17 protein-coding genes are annotated in these 20,043 nt (G+C 42.3%); 12 read left to right on the forward strand and 5 right to left on the reverse strand.

Annotation, left to right across the window (positions count from 1 at the left end):
• Nucleotides 1-8: 8 nt before the first annotated feature.
• The 12 genes from CCC32_RS10045 (at nucleotide 9) to CCC32_RS10100 (ending at nucleotide 13,976) form a co-directional block, all read left to right on the forward strand.
• Nucleotides 9-1,097 (forward strand): DUF2027 domain-containing protein, encoded by a 1,089-nt coding sequence (locus CCC32_RS10045; protein ID WP_278839741.1) that lies wholly within the window; start codon nucleotides 9-11, stop codon nucleotides 1,095-1,097.
• 28 nt (nucleotides 1,098-1,125) lie between these two features.
• Entirely contained in the window at nucleotides 1,126-3,066 is a 1,941-nt protein-coding gene (locus CCC32_RS10050; protein ID WP_287074183.1) for an NAD(+) synthase, read from the forward strand.
• A 193-nt stretch (nucleotides 3,067-3,259) separates the two neighbouring features.
• Nucleotides 3,260-4,699 carry a right-handed parallel beta-helix repeat-containing protein gene (locus CCC32_RS10055; protein WP_231556900.1) on the forward strand — a complete coding sequence of 480 codons (1,440 nt, stop codon included), beginning with the start codon at nucleotides 3,260-3,262 and terminating at the stop codon, nucleotides 4,697-4,699.
• Nucleotides 4,700-4,726: 27 nt separating this feature from the next.
• Nucleotides 4,727-5,200: a cytidine deaminase gene (cdd, locus tag CCC32_RS10060; RefSeq protein WP_022316468.1), complete on the forward strand. Its 474-nt coding sequence runs from the start codon at nucleotides 4,727-4,729 to the stop codon at nucleotides 5,198-5,200.
• A 51-nt stretch (nucleotides 5,201-5,251) separates the two neighbouring features.
• Nucleotides 5,252-6,058, forward strand: coding sequence for a 16S rRNA (adenine(1518)-N(6)/adenine(1519)-N(6))-dimethyltransferase RsmA (rsmA, locus tag CCC32_RS10065; protein WP_287074187.1), 807 nt, complete (start codon nucleotides 5,252-5,254; stop codon nucleotides 6,056-6,058).
• A gap of 273 nt (nucleotides 6,059-6,331) precedes the next feature.
• Entirely contained in the window at nucleotides 6,332-7,600 is a 1,269-nt protein-coding gene (locus CCC32_RS10070; protein ID WP_022316466.1) for a phosphoglycerate kinase, read from the forward strand.
• Between the two features lie 143 nt (nucleotides 7,601-7,743).
• Complete coding sequence (locus CCC32_RS10075; RefSeq protein ID WP_022316465.1) at nucleotides 7,744-8,166, forward strand: PaaI family thioesterase; 423 nt, start codon at nucleotides 7,744-7,746, stop codon at nucleotides 8,164-8,166.
• Between the two features lie 62 nt (nucleotides 8,167-8,228).
• Nucleotides 8,229-9,284 carry an isochorismate synthase gene (locus CCC32_RS10080; RefSeq protein ID WP_156136929.1) on the forward strand — a complete coding sequence of 352 codons (1,056 nt, stop codon included), beginning with the start codon at nucleotides 8,229-8,231 and terminating at the stop codon, nucleotides 9,282-9,284.
• Between the two features lie 45 nt (nucleotides 9,285-9,329).
• Nucleotides 9,330-11,042: a 2-succinyl-5-enolpyruvyl-6-hydroxy-3-cyclohexene-1-carboxylic-acid synthase gene (gene menD, locus CCC32_RS10085; RefSeq protein ID WP_287074193.1), complete on the forward strand. Its 1,713-nt coding sequence runs from the start codon at nucleotides 9,330-9,332 to the stop codon at nucleotides 11,040-11,042.
• 6 nt (nucleotides 11,043-11,048) lie between these two features.
• On the forward strand, nucleotides 11,049-11,876 hold the full coding sequence (menB, locus tag CCC32_RS10090) for a 1,4-dihydroxy-2-naphthoyl-CoA synthase (protein WP_022316462.1): 828 nt from the start codon (nucleotides 11,049-11,051) through the stop codon (nucleotides 11,874-11,876).
• 88 nt (nucleotides 11,877-11,964) lie between these two features.
• Nucleotides 11,965-12,996 (forward strand): o-succinylbenzoate synthase, encoded by a 1,032-nt coding sequence (locus CCC32_RS10095; RefSeq protein WP_287074195.1) that lies wholly within the window; start codon nucleotides 11,965-11,967, stop codon nucleotides 12,994-12,996.
• Nucleotides 12,975-13,976: an AMP-binding protein gene (locus tag CCC32_RS10100; RefSeq protein ID WP_353756484.1), complete on the forward strand. Its 1,002-nt coding sequence runs from the start codon at nucleotides 12,975-12,977 to the stop codon at nucleotides 13,974-13,976. Before CCC32_RS10095 ends, CCC32_RS10100 begins: the two co-directional genes overlap by 22 nt.
• A gap of 9 nt (nucleotides 13,977-13,985) precedes the next feature.
• Here the strand turns inward: CCC32_RS10100 and CCC32_RS10105 are convergent, their stop codons facing one another.
• The 5 genes from CCC32_RS10105 to CCC32_RS10125 all read right to left on the reverse strand — a co-directional run bounded on the left by CCC32_RS10105 (nucleotide 13,986) and on the right by CCC32_RS10125 (nucleotide 19,829).
• Nucleotides 13,986-15,686 carry a bifunctional metallophosphatase/5'-nucleotidase gene (locus CCC32_RS10105; RefSeq protein ID WP_287074197.1) on the reverse strand — a complete coding sequence of 567 codons (1,701 nt, stop codon included), beginning with the start codon at nucleotides 15,684-15,686 and terminating at the stop codon, nucleotides 13,986-13,988.
• Between the two features lie 35 nt (nucleotides 15,687-15,721).
• Entirely contained in the window at nucleotides 15,722-16,888 is a 1,167-nt protein-coding gene (locus CCC32_RS10110; RefSeq protein WP_287074199.1) for a zinc ribbon domain-containing protein, read from the reverse strand.
• A gap of 82 nt (nucleotides 16,889-16,970) precedes the next feature.
• Nucleotides 16,971-17,687 carry a glycoside hydrolase family 25 protein gene (locus tag CCC32_RS10115; protein ID WP_022316457.1) on the reverse strand — a complete coding sequence of 239 codons (717 nt, stop codon included), beginning with the start codon at nucleotides 17,685-17,687 and terminating at the stop codon, nucleotides 16,971-16,973.
• 56 nt (nucleotides 17,688-17,743) lie between these two features.
• Nucleotides 17,744-18,532, reverse strand: a complete 789-nt coding sequence (locus CCC32_RS10120; RefSeq protein ID WP_022316456.1) for a hypothetical protein — start codon at nucleotides 18,530-18,532, stop codon at nucleotides 17,744-17,746.
• A 1-nt stretch (nucleotide 18,533) separates the two neighbouring features.
• On the reverse strand, nucleotides 18,534-19,829 hold the full coding sequence (locus CCC32_RS10125; protein WP_022316455.1) for a Na+/H+ antiporter NhaC family protein: 1,296 nt from the start codon (nucleotides 19,827-19,829) through the stop codon (nucleotides 18,534-18,536).
• Nucleotides 19,830-20,043 lie beyond the last annotated feature (214 nt).

Raw genomic sequence — 20,043 nt, forward strand, 5'->3', positions numbered from 1 at the left:
CAATAAAAATGAAAATAGGAGACAAAGTAAGATTCATCAGTGAGAAAGGCGGTGGAGTTGTCGTTGGCTTTCAAAACAACAACATTGCTATTGTGGAAGACGAAGACGGATTCCAGGTGCCGACTCAGGTGCAAGACCTTGTAGTGGTGAACGACGACAAACAGGCGAAAATGCTATCAGGAGCCACAACGCCGAAAATTCAGGAACCAGACATTCCGGCGTCACACGCCAATGCCATGGCAAACGCTCCTGTTGCCCAGAATTGCAACGTTCCCAAAGCTCTACACGTGTATGAGCGTGAGAATTCAGACCAGATAAACTTGTATTTGGGTTTTGTTCCAAAAGACAAGCAAAATATCAGTAAGACGGAATTCTTCATGTATCTCATCAATGACTGCAATTTTTTCCTCTCGTTCACATATTCACTTCAGCAGGGAGACGACTACAAACTCCTTGCGCATAACGTCCTGGAACCTAATACCAAACTGCTCATATCAAAGCTTACATTAGATGATGTGCAGGATTTCCAGAATGGAGCTATTCAAATCAACGCGTATAAAACGGACAAGCCATTCAAGCTTCAGCCAAGTTTAGATGTGAAACTGAAAGTAGACCCTGTAAAGTTTTATAAGCTCCACACATTCAGAGAAAACGACTTCTTTGATGAAGACGCTCTCGTGATGTCTGTCGTCGAGAACGGAGTACCGATGAAGGCGCTCACCATTGAGGCAGACGACCTGAAGGAAAAGATAATAGAAAAGCAACGCATCGAGATTACCGCTCCTGCCCGGACTGCTCACAAGAGAAATGACAATGAGCCGCTTGTCGTTGACCTACATATCGATGAACTTCTCGACACTACAGCGGGCATGTCGCATACAGACATGCTGAATTTTCAGCTTGACAAGTTCCGTGAGACTTTGGAAAGTTTCAAGCAAAAGAAAGGTTTCAAAATCATCTTCATCCACGGCAAGGGCGAAGGCGTGTTGCGAAATGCCATAATCAGAGAATTGAGATACAAGTACAAAAAGTATACATATCAGGACGCTTCATTCCAGGAGTACGGATACGGAGCCACACAGGTAACCATCCACTGATGATTCTTTCATAAAAATACCAAGAGACATGCAAAACGGCTTTATCAAAGTGGCAGCATCCATACCGTCGGTAAAGGTTGCCAACTGCCAATACAATGTGCAGCAGATAGAGAATGCCATAGCCCTGGCAGAAGGCAAGGGCGTCGAGATAATCGTGTTCCCGGAACTTTCAATTACAGGATACACCTGTCAGGATCTTTTCCGCCAGCGGCTCCTTATTGAACAGGCTGAGCTTTCGGTGATGAAACTCCTTGACTTCACTCGCAGTCTGGACATCATAAGCATAGTTGGTGTACCAATCGTGGCTGGTGACTTGCTGCTCAATTGCGGCATGGTTATTCAAAAAGGAACTATCCTGGGGGTGGTAGTGAAAACATTTCTGCCTAACTACAGCGAGTTTTATGAGAAAAGATGGTTCTCGTCTTCGCAAGACCTGAAGCCCACAGAAATACGTTTTGCAGGCAGGACGGTGAAACTATCGGCAAGCCATAAAGTATTCCGTACATACGATGGTGTCACTTTCGGCGTGGAAATATGCGAAGATGTATGGTCGCCAAATCCGCCGAGCAACGAACTCGCCCTTTCTGGAGCAGAACTGATATTCAATCTCTCGGCAAGCGACGACCTTATAGGAAAGCATAGCTATCTGGAAAAGTTGCTCTCGCAGCAGAGCGCCCGTACGATAACGGGCTATGTCTACAGTAGCTGTGGCTTTGGCGAAAGCACACAAGACGTGGTGTATGGCGGTAATGCCCTCATCTGCGAGAACGGAAACATTCTGACTCAAGGCCAACGCTTCAGCCTTGACCCACAGACCGTCATTTCTCAGATCGATGTGGAGAAATTGCGCAATGAGCGTCGTTCAAACAGTACTTATGCCAACGCTCAACGCGACCATGTGGCTGAAATAATAGATGCACAACCCGTGGCAGAGAAAGATTTCGAGCTCATCAGAAAAATCAATCCATTGCCTTTCATCCCGTTAACAGATGATATGTTCGATAGTTGTGACGAGATATTTTCTATACAGGTGATGGGACTTGCCAAACGTCTCGTGCATACCCACTGCAAAACCGTGGTAGTCGGTATAAGTGGAGGTCTCGACAGCACATTGGCTCTGCTGGTATGCGTGAAGACATTTGATAAACTTGGGTTATCCCGCAAAGGCATAGTAGGAGTTACAATGCCTGGATTCGGAACTACTGACAGAACACATTCTAATGCCATGTTCCTGATGGAAGGACTCGGAATTACGATACGGGAAATCGGCATCGCCGATTCAGTGAAACAACACTTCTCTGACATCGGCCAGGATATAAACGTTCATGACGTGACATACGAAAATTCACAGGCCAGAGAACGCACTCAGATACTCATGGACCTAAGCAACAAGCTGTCAGGTATGGTGATTGGCACTGGCGACCTTTCCGAACTGGCATTGGGATGGGCTACTTATAATGGAGACCACATGAGCATGTATGGTGTCAATGGAAGTATTCCTAAAACTCTGATAAAGCATATGGTGCGCCATGTGGCAGAAAATGAGGTGGATGAAAAGACGCGTGATACACTCCTCGACATCATCGACACACCTATCAGCCCGGAATTGACACCAGCCGATGAGGCAGGAAACATCGCACAGAAGACAGAAGACCTTGTCGGTCCTTATGAATTACATGATTTCTTCATCTACTATTTCCTCCGCTATGGCTATCGGCCGTCAAGAATATTCCTGCTTGCCAAGAAGGCATTTGATGGAACTGACAATAGAGTGGAAACATACAGCGATGATACCATAAAGCATTGGCTGTCAATATTTGCAAGACGCTTCTTCAATCAACAGTTCAAACGTTCCTGTCTTCCAGATGGTCCCAAAGTGGGCAGCGTGAGTCTTAGTCCGCGAGGCGATTGGAGAATGCCGTCAGATGCAGATTCCAGCCTCTGGCTGCAGGAAATAGATAGTTTGTAAGCTTTCCATATAGGACTTTGCCGAAAGGCAAAGCCCTAACCTCATAAAGCAAAAGGATGGCGTGAGGCTTTGCATACTATGCAATAATGCAATTATTGAAAGAAAATACAATAATTCAGAGTAATAATCGTTAATGTATTTAATGAAATATTCTGTTAACAAATTCTTATTAGCATTTGCAGCGACAGTCATTATGTCCGCATGTACTGACGACGACTCCTTCACGACGTCGCCAGACCACCTTCTCACGTTCTCTACAGACACTATAAGCATGGACACAGTCTTCTCGAGAGTGCCCACAAGCAGAAGGTTTTTCTGGGTATATAACAAATCGGGCGATGGCATCAGATGCTCTAACGTCAGACTCGCTAATGGGAACCAGTCTGGTTTCCGTGTGAACGTCGACGGTACATATCTCGGCAAGGAATCCGGATTTCAGACTGCAAATCTGGAAATAAGAAACAAGGACAGTGTTTTTGTCAATGTGGAACTGACATCCCCTATGACAAACAAGCTTGACCCTCAGCTAATAGAAGACAATCTTGTGTTCAGACTTGAAAGCGGCGTGGAGCAGAAGATAAATCTTAACGCATATTCGTGGGATGCCGAGATATTGAAAGATCTCAAAGTAAGCCACGATACGTTGATATCTTCGGACAGACCGATTGTAGTCTACGGCAACATGCGCATCGATAGCCTTGCAACTGCAACCATAGCACCAGGAACAACGTTGTATTTCCATTCAAAAGCCGGGCTTGACGTCTATGGCAGACTCGTGGCAGAAGGCACTCCGGAAAAAAACATTGTGTTCAGAGGCGACCGTACCGACCGTATGTTCGACTATCTGCCCTATGACATGGTAAGCGGACAATGGAACGGTATCCGTTTCCATTCGTCATCATACGAAAACGTTATGAACTTTACCGATGTGCACAGTACTTTCAATGGCATCGTCTGCGACTCTTCTGATGTCAGCAGACTAAAGCTGAAATTTTATAACAGCATAGTGCATAACTGTCAAGGCTACGGACTACGTTCTGTAAACAGTGTCGTCGATGTGAGAAACAGCCAGTTGACAAATACTCTCAATGATTGCGTTGCCATACATGGTGGAGGGGCATTGCTTCTGAACTGTACCATAGCACAATTCTATCCGTTCGACTCCAACAGAGGTGCTGCCTTAAGATTCAGCAATGGTGAAAATGACGGGGAAACACTCCACAAATACCCATTGTATCAAATGGATTGCATCAACTCCATCGTGACAGGATATGCTGATGACGTAGTGATGGGTTCTGTCGCAGACTCCACAATTTCTTATACATACAAGTTCCAGAACTGTATTCTCAGGACTGACTCCATCGACAATGGAGATAACATCAAGAATGTGATATGGGAGGATGCTGATTCCGTAGCTACCGACACGGTTTATGGTGGAGAGAAAAACTTCAAACTGGTGGATATTAACAAACAGCATTTTGATTTTCATCTGAGCAATGTTTCCAAAGCCATCGGGAAGGGCACCAAGGAAGACAATTATTACATGCCTACTGACAGAGAAGGACGAAAGAGGGACGATGAACCAGACTTGGGATGTTATGAATATGTGGAGCCAGTTAAAGAACAAGAATAAAATGAAACCATAAAATGAACAGACATCATGGAAAATATCAATGTAAAAATCGAGATATTGTCTTGCGTATATGATGAGCTCAACGAACAGGACAAAGCACTTGTGGATTTGGCAAAACAGGCTACGGCCAATTCTTATTCGCCATATTCCCACTTCAGAGTCGGAGCAGCAATAAGATTGTCTGACGACAGCACCATCATCGGTGCCAATCAGGAGAATGCCGCCTTCGGTGTCACTCTATGTGCAGAGCGTTCTGCTATATTCGCTGCCCAGGCACAACAACCGGGAAAGGCTATTCTGGCCATTGCCATAGCGGCAAGAACCGAAAACGGATTCACTAAACAGCCAATATCACCATGTGGATCATGCCGGCAGGTGATGGTAGAGATAGAAAAGAGATATCAACAGCCACTGCATATTGTGCTTTATGGTGAGAATGCTATATATGTGATTGAATCGATTAAGAATCTGATGCCGTTGTCATTTGAGAATCTAGACTGAAATGACCTCTCCTGCATCACAATACACTTGAAATAGAAACGAAACTGATTGATGAAAGCTGTAAGACCAAAGAAAAATTTAGGACAACATTTCCTTACGGATCTAAATGTGGCAAAGGCGATAGCAGACACAGTTGACGCTTGTCAGGATATTCCGATCCTTGAAGTTGGCCCGGGAATGGGAGTCCTCACACAATATCTCACACAAAAGGGAAGAGAAGTCAAGGTGGTGGAAATAGACAGGGAATCAGTGGAATACCTCAATGAAGCGTATCCAATGCTGAGAGATAACATAATCGGTGAAGATTTCCTCAAAATGGATTTGCATACCGTATTCTCTGGCAGCCCTTTCGTATTGACAGGCAATTATCCCTACGATATATCGTCACAGATTTTCTTCAAAATGCTTGACAATCGCGACATTATCCCATGCTGCACAGGAATGATACAGCGCGAAGTAGCACTGCGAATTGCTTCGCAGCCAGGAAACAAACAATATGGTATACTTAGTGTGCTTATTCAGGCATGGTATAATGTTGAGTATCTTTTCACAGTAGACGAAAATGTGTTCAACCCTCCACCAAAGGTAAAAAGTGCTGTTATAAGGATGACGCGTAACGACGTTCAGAATATCGGTTGCGATGAGAATCTTTTCAAACGTGTAGTAAAAACCGTTTTCAATCAGCGGCGCAAGATGTTACGCGTTTCTCTGAGGCAAATATTCTCAAAATTGAAGAATGATGATGAATTCTTTACTCATGAACTAATGACAAAGCGTCCTGAACAACTGACGATACTGCAATTCGTAGAGTTGACAAATTTGGTTTACAACCAGTTGAAAAACGGAAACGTGGAATGATATGATGTCTACTGAGAACAAATATTTATAAGACAACAGAGAGATGGAATGGTCTTTGCCAGGCTTTTCCGTTTCTTTGTATTTGCAAGGTCGATATTGCAAATACAATTCGTTGCCAATTAAAAAGGAAAAATAATCACAGATACGTTTCTCTAAACAATCATTTTTTATTATTTTTGCAGTATGAAAGGACTTATGCGCAATTGTGCGTGTGTAAAGTCCTGACTTGATTCAAAGGTACTTAGTTTAATTTTAATAGATAAACAAACAGTTATGAAAATCGAAGATTTTAACTTTGCAGGTAAAAAGGCTATCGTTCGTGTAGATTTCAATGTTCCATTGGATGAGAACGGACATGTGACAGACGACACTCGTATCCGTGGTGCGCTCCCAACACTGAAGAAAGTCCTTTCTGATGGTGGTAGTCTCATCATGATGAGCCATATGGGTAAGCCCAAAGGTAAAGTTAATCCAAAGCTCTCTCTCAGCCAGATTGTCAAGAACGTTTCAGAAGCTCTTGGCGTTGACGTGAAGTTTGCTCCAGATTGTGCTAATGCAGACAAGGAAGTTGCAGGACTGAAGACCGGTGAAGCTTTGCTACTCGAGAATCTCCGTTTCTACGCAGAGGAAGAGGGCAAGCCTGTAGGTATTGACAAGGAAGATCCAGCCTACGCTCAGGCAAAAGCTGAGATGAAAGACAAGCAGAAAGAGTTTGCCAAGAAATTGGCTTCTTATGCAGACTGTTATGTAATGGACGCATTCGGTACAGCACATCGTAAGCACGCATCAACAGCTGTAATTGATGAATTCTTCAGCAAGGACAATAAGATGCTTGGATATCTGATGGAGAAGGAAGTTCATGCTGTTGACAATGTGCTGAAGGATATAAAACGTCCTTTCGTTGCCATTATGGGAGGTTCAAAGGTTTCGTCTAAGATTGGCATCATCGAGAACCTACTTGGCAAGGTTGACAAGCTCATCCTTTGCGGTGGTATGACATATACATTCTCTAAGGCTCATGGTGGTGAGATAGGTGACTCTATTGTTGAACTTGACAAACTGGATGTCGCACTCAACGTGGAGAAAATGGCAAAGGAGAACGGTGTAGAGCTTGTGCTCGCTACAGATTCTGTATGTTGCACTGGCTATGATTTCAAGACGTTCTCAGTCAAGGATGGCGCTCAGGTCAAGGTGTTCCCTTCAAATGCGATTGAGAATGGTTGGGATGGTCTTGATGCTGGTCCGGATAGTCGTGCCAAGTTTGCTGCAGCCATCGAAGGAGCGAAGACTATCCTTTGGAACGGTCCTGCAGGATGTTTCGAGTGTGATGAATTTACAGCTGGTTCACGCGCTATTGGTGAAGCTATCGCAAAGGCAACCGCAGAAGGTGCTTTCTCTCTGATTGGAGGTGGAGATTCTGTAGCTTGTGTAAATAAGTTCGGTCTTGCCGATAAGGTGTCTTATATATCAACTGGTGGTGGTGCTTTGCTCGAAGCCATCGAGGGTAAGGAGCTCCCTGGAGTTGCTGCCATAGAGAAATAAAGACAGGCCGGATTTGTCTTTTTATAGAATATGACGATTCATTATTCTACATTATATGAATTGGTGTGCATTATTTGCACACCTTTTTTGTAGGTTCAACATAATTCCATTACCTTTGTATATATATATATTGCTATCAGATAATGGATATAGAAAATGTAAAAAAGATAATAGAGCGTAAGCCTAACCTCTCCACTGCTCTCGGGATGAATTTCATTTCTACTCCAGAACAGGACACATGCAAGGCTACAATGAAAGTTGATGAGCGTAACCGTCAGCCATTCGGGTTCTTGAGTGGTGGCGCATCCTTGGCGTTGGCGGAGAATCTGGCTGGCGTTGGCTCATGCTCAATATGTCCGGACAAAATATGTGTCGGCATTAGCGTAAGTGGAGAACATGTGAGAGCAGTGCAGGAAGGAGACACAGTTACTGCTAACGCTCGCCTAGTGAGCAAAGGACATAAACTTCACGTGTGGGAGGTTTCGATAGTGAACTCTCATGGGGAACTGATTTCCACCGTTCATGTCACAAATTATGTATTAACTCCTAAAGACTCTCAAGACTAATTATCGTGAAAGACGCTTTTGTGATATATCGTTACCCTTCAGCAGGGAACAAATGTGTTATTGTGAAACAAGATGAAAGTTCTCTCAAGAAGCTGCATTCCTTTTCAGAATTGGGAAAGGCTGATGGTTTCGTATTTGCACCATTCTGTATAACAGAAGACACTCCGGCTGTGCTTTTCGATAGTCCTATCCGCCGTGTGACAGAGCTTGATTATGATAATATCCTCAGAGAGGTAATGTATAATGGCAACTGTTGCGTTCAAAATGAAAGACTTAAGCCATACAATGGAAAACTCTATGATAGAAAATCATACGAAGAAGATTTCAACTGTTTCAAAGCTGCGATTAGGGAGAAGAGGATTGATAAGGCCGTTCTGTCTAGAAGTCTAGTTTTAAAGGACGACAACAAGAAGAATGTGATAAGAATGTTTCTGAAAGCATGTGAGAACAATTCGGATTCATACATCGTTCTCATTTCGTCAGACCAAACTGGAGTATGGCTTGTAGCAACGCCTGAAGTTCTTTTAGAACGTTGTGGAAATGTCTTTCACACCATAGCACTTGCCGGAACGATGGACAAACGACTGGTTATATCCGATAACGAATCAAAAGCGATTGGCAAGATTTCAGATATAGATATATCCTGTTGGAGCAACAAGAACATCTGGGAACAACAATACGTTTCTTCTTATATAAAAAAACGGTTATCCTATTTTTTTTCTGAAATAGAAGAACTTGGACCTACGACAGTATCTGCAGGCAATGTGGTGCATTTAAGAAGTGATTTTTTCGCAGAAGTAGATAGTATTGCAAGAATAAGCCCTGGTGATATAGTAAGGCAATTACATCCAACGCCGGCAGTTTGCGGTGTTCCTGCAGGTGAGTCATACAGTCTTATCAATAGCAAAGAACATAATGACCGTCGATATTACAGCGGATTCTGTGGAGTAGTGGATACAGATGGAGACAGTCATTTGTTTGTTACCTTGAGATGTATGGAAATTTTCTCCGATTGTTATAAACTATATGCAGGAGGCGGAATCCTTGCCGAAAGCAATATGGAGGAAGAATGGAGAGAAACGGAACTGAAAATGAAGACAATGATGGACTGTATCTGAGACAGGTTGCAACGACCTGTTAATTGAATTAAACACTAAAAATACATGTATTCTGACAAAAACATAGTCAATTTGCTAACATCTCTTTTGATTGCAAAAGGAATCAAAAAAGCCGTAGTATGTCCTGGTTCAAGGAATATACCTATTATAAGTAATCTCAGAACTGTCAAGGAGATAGAATGCATCTCTGTGATTGATGAAAGAAGTGCAGCTTTCTATGCTCTTGGTGTGTCGTTAGCTACAGGGACACCCACCATAGTGTGCGTTACTTCAGGCTCCGCTTTTCTTAATACACTACCTGCCATTGCAGAAGCACATTACAGGCAAGTTCCTATAATCCTCATATCAGCAGACCGTCCGCAAGAATGGATAGAGAGAAATGATGGACAGACCATGGTTCAATGTGGTCCGACATATGGTCTCTTCAATTCTGAGGTTGATGTAAATGACATTAGTAATGGCGAGGCAGAAAATTATTCTTCTCTACTGATTAATAATGCTCTGAATGCAGCACTTAGAGACAATAGGGGGCCAGTTCATATCAATATTCATCTGCATGAGCCATTATTTGTTTTTAACAAGACTTCTTTGCCAGTGAAAAAAGATATAGAATTTTTACAAGCTGAAAAAGTGTTGCCATACAGGGCAATGGAGATAATCAAAGATTTTATCCTTTCGGAAAGGAAGATTATTGTCATTGGACAACTACCATACCATGATGAGGAAATCGACATGATTGTCAAAGAATTGAAGATGTATTATATCGTTATGTGTGAGCAATTGTCCACGGCTTCTGCTGAACCGATTGACGCCATAGTAGATATATTCGAAGATAATTCCGCCATAGAGAATATTGATATGGTGCTCTCTCTTGGCAATACCTTGGTGAGCAAAAATACCAAGAGGTATTTGCGTACTAAGAAAATATCATCTCTTTGGGAAATCAACGATAATGGAATAATACACGACACGTTTATGAGTCAGACTGGCATTATTGACTGTTCTTGTAAACTTTTCCTTAAAGCACTACTGCGTTTGACAAAAGAGAATTACAAAGAAAAGCAAACAGAAAAAACAGGAAATGCTGACAATGAAATTTCACAAGACATTCTGAAGACGCATTGGGATAAAGCCATGACACATATTGAAATGTGTATAGATGATTATGTGCCCGTTTATTCTCAAATGCTTGCGATACGTTGTTTCGAGCAGTCTCTAGAAGACATGGAGTATGAAAGTGAAGTTCATTATGCAAATAGCATGGAAATACGCATAGGATGCCTGTATTCACCGCATTACATATGGTGTAACAGAGGGGTGAATGGTATAGAGGGCAGTGTGTCTACTGCTGCTGGCTTCTCACTTACTACATCCTCGATGGTGTTCTGCATTACTGGCGACTTGAGTTTTTTCTATGATCAGAACGCACTTTGGAATAACCACCTGAAAGGTAATTTTAGAGTGATGATCCTTAATAATAATTGTGGAGGAATATTCTCCCAGTTGAAAGGCTTAAATATTCCAGATGACATCATGAAGTATGTTGAGGGAAGACACACCGCTACGGCCAAGGGTATATGCGAACAAAATGACATAGGATACATGGCTGTGCGAGATGAGGAGGAACTGCGCATTTCAATGGCACATTTCTTGATTGAAAAAACAAATCGTCCAATAGTGCTTGAGGTGTTTACATCTCCAGATGATGATCGGCAAGCTTTCGTTGGATTGAAAAAAATGATAAAAAGTAAATTTTAAAAATATATGGCAAATAGAATTTGGAACAAAATCGAAGGATTCGATTTTAAGGAGATATTGTTCGAAGAGTGTGAAGGCGTGGCAAAAATCACTATAAATCGCCCACGATATAGAAATGCCTTCACTCCACTTACCACACATGAGATGAGCCTTGCCTTCGCTTACTGTAGAGAGGCTCAGAATATCTCTGTCGTATTGCTCACAGGAGCAGGCGACAAAGCCTTCTGTTCTGGTGGCGACATGAATGTTAAAGGAAGGGGCGGATATGTAGGTAATGACGGAGTGCCACGTCTGAATGTGCTCGATGTACAGAAGCAGATTCGCTCCTTGCCAAAACCTGTTATCGCTATGGTAAACGGATATGCGATAGGAGGAGGACACGTGCTTCACTTGATGTGTGACCTGACGATAGCCAGCGAAAACGCCATTTTTGGGCAAACAGGTCCAAAGGTGGGATCATTTGATGCAGGTTTCGGAGCTTCTTATTTAGCTCGCATCGTTGGGCAGAAGAAGGCTAGAGAGATATGGTTCTTGTGTAGACAATATTCTGCGGAAGAGGCAGAGAGAATGGGAATGGTAAACAAGGTAGTGCCTTTCGATAGTCTTGAGGACGAATGTATGGAGTGGGCCCACACAATGATGGAACGTAGTCCATTGGCTCTGAGAATGATAAAGGCAGGACTTAATGCGGAGCTCGATGGACAGGCAGGTATTCAGGAGTTAGCGGGTGATGCAACCATGCTTTATTATTTCCTTGATGAGGCACAGGAAGGTGGCAAGGCATTCTTGGAGAAGCGTAAGCCTGATTTTGGGAAGTATCCTAAACTGCCTTGATTTACAAGTATTAGTGAGTATCCATTTTTTAAATACATACTTCTATACTTTTGATTTTAAACTTTAGAAGTTAAAGCTATCAGTAGATATGTATAAGATTAGTATTGAGAAGAAGAGATTACATTTCAAACAGCCTGCTGGCACATCTCGTGGCATTTACACCACACGAGATATATGGCTGATAAAGCTTGCTTCCGATAAAATTCCAGGAAGATTGGGAATCGGAGAATGTGCTCCGCTTCCTGATCTTAGTTGTGATGCTTCAGACGATTTTGATGAAAGATTGCTGGAATTGTGCTCAATTTTCAAGCAGAATGGCAGGATTGATTATTCCCTCATGCGACCCTATCCGTCGGCTTTGTTTGGATTGGAAACAGCTCTTCTGAATCTTGAGAATGGAGATAAGCTTTTCGATACACCATTTTCGCGAGGAGAGATTGGTATTCCTATCAACGGACTCGTATGGATGGGATCATTCGATGAGATGAACAAGCGTATAGAGGACAAATTATCAGAAGGCTTCAGATGTGTGAAACTAAAGATCGGGGCAATCGACTTTGATAGTGAAATGACACTGATAAAGAGTATCAGGAAGAGATATTCGAAGTCTGCCATTGAGCTAAGGGTAGATGCCAATGGAGGATTCACTGCTGGTGATGCAATGTCACGTCTAGAAGAGCTATCGAAATACGATATTCATTCAATCGAACAACCTATACGACAGAAGCAATGGCATGAGATGTCGTACCTGTGTGCAAATACTCCAGTGCCAATTGCTCTTGACGAAGAACTTATAGGTGTAAATATTCCAAAGATGAAGGATGATCTTCTTGATTATATCAAGCCACAATATATTGTGCTGAAACCCACATTGCATGGTGGAATGAAGGGTACACGTGAGTGGATAGAGAAGTCTCGAGAAAGGAATGTAGACAGTTGGATAACAAGTGCATTGGAGAGCAGTGTTGGTCTGAGTGCCATAGCACAGCTCACATCCGACATTTACGGTAATGACATAACGATGGCCCAGGGGCTCGGAACAGGTGCCTTGTTTGCCGATAACCTGCCATCACAGACGGAGATACGTGGAGACAAGATATGGATGACAGGAAAGAAATGACTCTTGATGAGTTTTATAAAGAATGGAATAGCGCATTGTCAACAGTTATAGTGAACACGAGTGGGTCTACAGGAAAACCGAAATCAATGAGAGTCGAGAAGTCACGGATGATTGAAAGTGCTAAGATGACATGCTCTTTCCTTGGGCTTACTTCTGACGATTCTGCTTTGCTTTGTATGCCGTTGCGGTATATAGCCGGCAAGATGGTAGTTGTGAGGACTCTTGTTTCTGGCATGAGACTGATTTCCATCCCTCCAACAAGTCATCCGCTTAAAGATCTGGAAGATATTCCTACATTTGCCGCAATGGTACCTATGCAGGTGTTCAACTCGCTGTCTGTTCCTGAAGAGGCTGACAAGTTGAAAAGAATAAAGAACCTGATTATTGGTGGTGGTCCAGTCAATGATCTTCTATACAGTAAACTTCAGCATTTCCCTAATGCCGTGTGGAGTACTTATGGCATGACTGAAACTTTGTCGCATATAGCCATGAGGCGTTTGAATGGCCCCACTGCTTCTGAATATTACATTCCACTTGATGGAATTCATTTGTCTGTAAATGAAATGGGGTGTCTCTGCATAGATGCCCCGAAGATATGTCCGGAAGTGTTGCAAACCAATGATATTGTGAAGTTTGATTCTGAAGGACACAGATTTAAAGTCCTTGGCAGGATAGACAATGTTATAATTAGCGGTGGTGTCAAAATACATATTGAGGAGGTGGAAAAGATGTTAGAGCCCATTATTGCCCCTCCCTTTGCCATAACAAAAAAATCGGATAAGAAGTTCGGAGAAATTGTTGTGATGGTAGTACAGGGGTCATTTACAGAAGCGGATTTATCTAACATCAGAGAACAGATAGAAGCCACTTTGCCCATGTATTGGCAACCCAAACGCTATGTCGTAATTGACAAGATTCCTATGACTGCTACCGGCAAGATTGCCCGCAGCGCATTGCAGAACATAGTTGAGAAAATGTAACATCTGATATCATTCAGATAATTCATCAGGAAATAATAATCTTTTGTCCCGTTCAATGGCTGCTCTAGTCCATTCGAATGGGACGAAGTGCCAGTTGGCTGTGAATGATATATCATTAGAAACGAGTTTCTTCCTGAATTCTTTTATCAGATAATTTCTTTCACCTTCCTTACTCTCGGCAACTTTTCTCAGTTTAAGTTGCTCAATAGGTATTCCTGCTCCCTTGAGCAAAAATTCGTTTCCGCCATTGCCACGATAGCTATGCATTGCCACGAGGTAATATGTGTCAAAGCGAAAGGATTTGCCAGAAGAAAGGCTTCTTATATTTATCCGATTGCCATAGTTCTTGGTAACATCAACAGTATAGTTGATGCCTGCAGCCGTCTCGAAGTTGTAAACTAAGTTTTTGAAGAATGTAAACGAGTTGCCTTCGTATTCGTATGTCATCATCTTCATTATGTGGTCAGAGGGTGACGACATGGTTTCTATCCATAAGTCATAGCTGTATTCAAGGTATCTTTTGATTTCTTTTCCTGTCATTTTCAATACGAATATAGAATTCTCGTATTTGTATATGTTGAAAATGTCTGCTATTCTCACATCACCCGGTCCTATCTCCTCATCAAAGGCAAGCGGAGCGGCAAATGAAATTTCAGCATCTGTTGCTTCTAATTGTACTTTATGGATAAGCGAGGACAGAGGTGCTGCAGCGAAGAAACAATCTCTAGTGCGTAATGGTATATCAATATTAGCTATTCTTTCGTCGAGGAGTGCTTTCGCTTCGTTGATATCAATTTTGAAAAGCTTTTCAAAATCACTGTTGACAGGATAATTCTCTGAGAATAATTGTCGTTCCTGTATGAGTTCTTTACACCATTTATGTTTCACGCTTGAGTTCTTTTCATCCGAACTGAATGTCACTTCCACTTCATTGAATTGTATTGCGTCGCTTGAGGCATTGAGGCATAGCACTTCACGCCCTTCTCTATTGCGTATCCATTTTTTGCAGCTTTTGTGGTCGTGTCCGAAAAAGATGATGTCGAAGCCATCAACCTCTTCAGCAATGGCTCTGGATGCGTTTTCAATCATATCACCATCGTTGATGCCACCAGCCCATCCTGTATGAAAGAGACCGACAATGAGGTCTGGCTCTTCTTCTCTAATAGTGTTAATCCAACGTCTGGCACTTTCAATAGGATTTTCAAGGCTTATGCCATGCCATAACGAACTGCTGAGCCAATATGGAATAGCCGTTGTAGTTATTCCTAACACAGCTATGCGTATGCCATCTCGCATGATAATGGTATAAGGTTTAAAGTAAGGTTTATTATCTTTCAGCCGGAGATAATTGGCTGAAAGTATTGGAGCTTGTGTCTCTGCTATCCATTTGTCGTAAACCGCATGACCTGTCTCTATATCATGGTTGCCAATGCATACGGCATCATAGCCTAAATGATTAAGAACTCTGGCTGCAAGACATGTATGAGAGCGATTTACGAATGATGAGTAATAACATGTAGGGTGACCTTGCAGTATATCTCCGAGGTCGAGCAAAATAAGTTTGTCGCCAAGTTTCAGCCTTTCGCCAGCTATATATGATGAAATGCGTGATAAACAAGCGGTTGCTTCTTTCCGCTTTATGAAATCATAGGAAAAGAAGCAACCGTGAATGTCACCAGTCTGTATAATTTTTATTATTACATCAGGCATGTTCTGTTTATCTGCAGTGGGGATACATTGCGGCTTTATCCGATTTTGATTAACTGCAGGCTTGATATCTTACCGTCTGAATCGATGTGGCCTACAACTTTATATTGGTTGAATTTGTCTTTTGATGAATCGATATTACTTACAGATTCGTCTACCGTGAATTCAACGTCATACTCATATGTGTTGTTGCCCATATCCTTTTTCTTTATTTTGTAGTCTCCGTTAGGACGCCATGTAAGACTCCTCACTTCATCCTTGTAGAGTTTGTGGAGGAACGTTATTACATCATTCTTTGTTGCGTTAGCATTATTGAGGAAATGCAGTGTGCTGCTCACAGCAGACGTCAGTCCCATCTCATCATTACTGTTAATACCGTTGAAAAACTGTCGGAATATGCTAGTAATCAACTGTTTATCCTCACCATTAACAGTTGTGGCATCCAGTTTGTCCAGCCTTTCTTGTGCTTCAACAGCGTGCTCTCCGTCATTATGTTCAGAGAGATAAGCCTGGAATGCTTCCGGAGTATTCTGTCTTACACAGGTTGCCCAGTCTATAGAGTCTATCTTATGCTCAGCTTCTGCTTTGTGCATAGTGTCAGGATGCTTTTCAAGATATGCCTGAATCGCACTCTTGGAATTGCTCAACAATGCGTTAGTCCACTCTGCGTCATTCATTTGTAGAATCTTCAAGTGCGCTTCAATGGAGTCCCTGTGTTCCTGAGGAGCGTCTCTGAAGCTGTCAAGATAATCTTGTAGCACCGCCGGGTCTGAACTTTCCATCGCATTAAGATATGCCTCCTGCTCATCTCCATGAAGAGTATTCATAGAAGAGGCATACCAGATTCCCGCTCCGAGTATCACTATCAAACCTATAACAATAGCAATAATCATATTCTTTTTATTGCTTTGGGTTGGCTGTGGCGTAACTATAGCTTCCTGATTAGCAGGAGCATTCCCCTGGGTTGTATTGTTTTGTCGTGGATAGGCTTGGTTGCCTTGCGGAGTGAAAGCAGTGTTGCCTTGGCTTGCCGGAGTGTCTGGAGCCATATGGCATACAGGACAAACTGGTTGTCCTTTGATATATACGTTTCCACAATGTGGGCATCTCTGAATGTTGCCCTGTATTCTGATACCACAATTGGGACAACTTGCAGCCATGTCACTGATTTGGTGGCCGCATTCTGGACATTTTATAATAGCCATGATGATTTATTGTTATTTAATGAATATTTCTATGTTTTGTTAATAATACTCCCAATAATCGGATTATTTCTGTGTACTGCCGTTAATGATGCCTGAAACGTATTTCTCTCATGCTATGACGTCCCATGAACCGGCTTTTGTCTACATACGTGTTGATTCCGTTTATCCTTCCTTTAGCTGTGTATTGCCACATGTCGAAATCTCTGTTGTCAGCAAGTTTGGGTTCTCTTGAGGAGTATTGGGCTATCATCAACTTGTAGCCGTCTATCTTTCCCTTCAGATGCTTGTTGTAGAAGTTCGTACCAGTATATAATAGCGGTTTTTGTCTGTATTCCTTTTCAACGAGAATCAGAAACTTCATAAGCGAGTCGCAGAATTCTTCTGTACCAAGTCCGCTTGTCGTTTCTATGTCAATCATCGGTAGAAGATCCTGATCGCCTGGTCTACATTGAGATTTGAAGTTTTCCATCTGTTGAACCAGATCCACCTTTGGACGAAAGAAATGGTATGAACCAACCTTCAGCCCATAACGATGAGCCAATTCGATGTTCTTTTTGTATGTAGGGTCTATACGTGTCCCGCCCTCTGTAGCTTTCAGATAAACGTATGCCATTTTGCTGTTGTCACCAACTGCTTCCCAAAACACCTCTCCTTGATAGTGGCTCAAGTCTATACCATGTATGTGGCGGCATGTGTCTTCACATTGCACGTATGATTCATATGATTGCGCACTGACTGAAGTGGAACAGAATGAAATTATGCCCAACGCCAGAATCTTAATTTCTTTGAATATTTTCATGATTTGCAAAGTTACTTCATTCTTCAGGCTTGACAAAATAAATTAAACTTAATTAGTTATTCCTCTATTTCTGAAAGACTTTTTGATATGTTCGACATTATTTTGCATAAGGATTCAGAATGTGAATAGCTATAGAATCTTACGCAATTGGTGATGTTATATTTACCGAACGAGCGACCAAACTTGTTTGCCTTGTATGTTCTCATAAGCGATTGGTCTGTCAACAGTCGTGCATGCTTGTCAAACTTCTTTATATATGGGAACTCGTCTGTCTCGAACGAAAACAATTCCGTCAATACGCTTGCTTGGAGACTTGCCATTTTCTTAAGTTTCAGACGCTGGATCCAGCTTTCCACTTTCACAAAGTCAACGAGCTGTCCCTTTGTCTTTAGAAACACCCCTAACTCTATCATGCCTCTCAAACGTATCCCATGACGCAGTATGACATTCGCGTTTTGAAGTATCAAACCGAGAAAATCCAGAGATATCTTCGAAGTGTCAATACTATGTCTTTCCTTGTAGACGATATCTTTCAGTACATACTTCTTGACGATATAGTTAAGGTTTTGCATTTCAAGGTCTTCAAAGTCAAAATCCGAGGACACCCCGTCTTTTTCAGAGAATGTGCCTTTGGCGAATAGTACTTTTATTTCGTATGGCATGTCGAGATGCTTGTCACTTTCGTGGGCAACAATCGCCTTGAAGACGATTGGAACAACGTCTTCAATGACTGATATTTTATAAAGAACTCCCCATTTGAATGCTGTCATTGGCTCAATCTCGTGTCTTGATCCGAATGCGCCATCGTCCAACAATGATATGAGATTATCAAGTACGGTATTCATGTTAACTGTATTTTTTAGGGTATCTGAACAATATCGAACCTACAGAAACGGCAAAAAGTACGAATGGATAATATAGATGGCTGATGATATCCATCGGACTCACGGCTGCGAGTCCTGTAGCCATAAGTATCTGTGCGCCGTATGGCAGTATGCTCTGTATGCAGCAGGAAAATGTGTCAAGTATGCTGGCGCTTTTTCTGTTGTCTACACCGAACTTGTCGCCAATATCCTTTGATATGGAGCCAACGGTCAGAATGGCTACAGTATTGTTTGCCGTGCACACGTTCACTATGCTTACGAGCGAAGCAATTGTAAGCTCGCAACTTCTTCTGTTGCTTATCTTGTTTGTTATCAAGCGTATCAGATAGTCAAGTGCGCCATTGTCGCTCAGCGTTTTGAGCAATCCTCCCGCTAACAGGGCAACTACTATGAGATCTCCCATCGCCGTAATGCCGTCGCCCATCGACTGACACCAGCCAAAGAAGTCAAACGCATTGAATGCCATGCCCACAACACCTGTGGAAAGTATGCCTAACGTAAGAACTATCAGAACATTTAGTCCACAGATGGCTGATATGATGACAATCAGATAAGGTATGATTTTTATTATATTTGCCGAAGGGATGTTGGTTGGTGAGTTCACTCCCTGGCCAACAAACATATATACCACCATTACTATTATCGCGACAGGAATTGTGGTATATGAATTCACAAGGAATTTGTCGCTTTGTTTGCATCCCTGAGTATTGGTTGCAACAATAGTCGTGTCGGATATGAACGAGAGATTGTCGCCAAAGAACGACCCACCGACTATGACTGCCACCATTAACGGGACGCTCGTGCCGGTGGAGTGGGCGAGTCCTGCAGCGATAGGAGTGAGAGCCACTATTGTTCCTACGCTTGTTCCGATGGAAAGCGAGATGAAGCAAGCCGCAATGAAGAGGCCTGGCATTATCATGTTGTCAGGAAGGACGCTCAATGTGAAATTCACAGTATCGTCAATACATCCAGCTGTCTTGGCCGAATTTGCGAAAGCGCCGGCCATAATGAATATACATGCCATAAGCATGATGTCTTTTGCCCCAGCTCCGATGCAGAAGGAATCTATTCTCTGCTTGAAGGCTTTGCCTCTCGACACGGCTATTGCATATATGCAGGCTGTCATGAAAGCAATAGTGATAGGCATCTTGTAGAAGTCGCCTGCTATTAATGACGACACGAAATAAACTATCACGAAGAGAATAAGCGGTGACAACGCCAAAAGCCCTTTCTTATGGTTTAAATTCTCGTTTTGCATTCTTATTATGACTTTTAGGAAATATCTTCTTTTATATTAATGGTTAAACTTTATTATAACATGTTCATTCCAAATACTCCTTAACTATAGAATCTGAACTATTCTGTTATTTGAAAATAGTGAACAGCCGCTTTGAATTTACAACTCATAGAGTTACGTATTAAAACCCCGCTGTTTTTTGTTTGCAAGCAGCTGCTTTATGCATTGAAATCCG

Origin of the sequence: Prevotella sp. LMAG:51, assembly GCF_008680225.1 — a bacterium.
GTDB lineage: Bacteria > Bacteroidota > Bacteroidia > Bacteroidales > Bacteroidaceae > Prevotella > Prevotella pectinovora.

Excerpts from the sequence above, each read along its gene's own strand:
- menD (WP_287074193.1), top strand. The coding sequence starts at position 9,330 with ATGTATTCTGACAAAAACATAGTCAATTTGCTAACATCTCTTTTGATT.
- CCC32_RS10050 (WP_287074183.1), top strand. The coding sequence starts at position 1,126 with ATGCAAAACGGCTTTATCAAAGTGGCAGCATCCATACCGTCGGTAAAG.
- CCC32_RS10095 (WP_287074195.1), top strand. The coding sequence starts at position 11,965 with ATGTATAAGATTAGTATTGAGAAGAAGAGATTACATTTCAAACAGCCT.
- CCC32_RS10045 (WP_278839741.1), top strand. The coding sequence starts at position 9 with ATGAAAATAGGAGACAAAGTAAGATTCATCAGTGAGAAAGGCGGTGGA.
- CCC32_RS10105 (WP_287074197.1), bottom strand. The coding sequence starts at position 15,686 with ATGCCTGATGTAATAATAAAAATTATACAGACTGGTGACATTCACGGT.
- cdd (WP_022316468.1), top strand. The coding sequence starts at position 4,727 with ATGGAAAATATCAATGTAAAAATCGAGATATTGTCTTGCGTATATGAT.
- menB (WP_022316462.1), top strand. The coding sequence starts at position 11,049 with ATGGCAAATAGAATTTGGAACAAAATCGAAGGATTCGATTTTAAGGAG.
- CCC32_RS10075 (WP_022316465.1), top strand. The coding sequence starts at position 7,744 with ATGGATATAGAAAATGTAAAAAAGATAATAGAGCGTAAGCCTAACCTC.
- CCC32_RS10055 (WP_231556900.1), top strand. The coding sequence starts at position 3,260 with ATGTCCGCATGTACTGACGACGACTCCTTCACGACGTCGCCAGACCAC.
- CCC32_RS10120 (WP_022316456.1), bottom strand. The coding sequence starts at position 18,532 with ATGAATACCGTACTTGATAATCTCATATCATTGTTGGACGATGGCGCA.
- CCC32_RS10115 (WP_022316457.1), bottom strand. The coding sequence starts at position 17,687 with ATGAAAATATTCAAAGAAATTAAGATTCTGGCGTTGGGCATAATTTCA.
- CCC32_RS10125 (WP_022316455.1), bottom strand. The coding sequence starts at position 19,829 with ATGCAAAACGAGAATTTAAACCATAAGAAAGGGCTTTTGGCGTTGTCA.
- CCC32_RS10100 (WP_353756484.1), top strand. The coding sequence starts at position 12,975 with ATGGATGACAGGAAAGAAATGACTCTTGATGAGTTTTATAAAGAATGG.
- rsmA (WP_287074187.1), top strand. The coding sequence starts at position 5,252 with ATGAAAGCTGTAAGACCAAAGAAAAATTTAGGACAACATTTCCTTACG.
- CCC32_RS10110 (WP_287074199.1), bottom strand. The coding sequence starts at position 16,888 with ATGGCTATTATAAAATGTCCAGAATGCGGCCACCAAATCAGTGACATG.
- CCC32_RS10070 (WP_022316466.1), top strand. The coding sequence starts at position 6,332 with ATGAAAATCGAAGATTTTAACTTTGCAGGTAAAAAGGCTATCGTTCGT.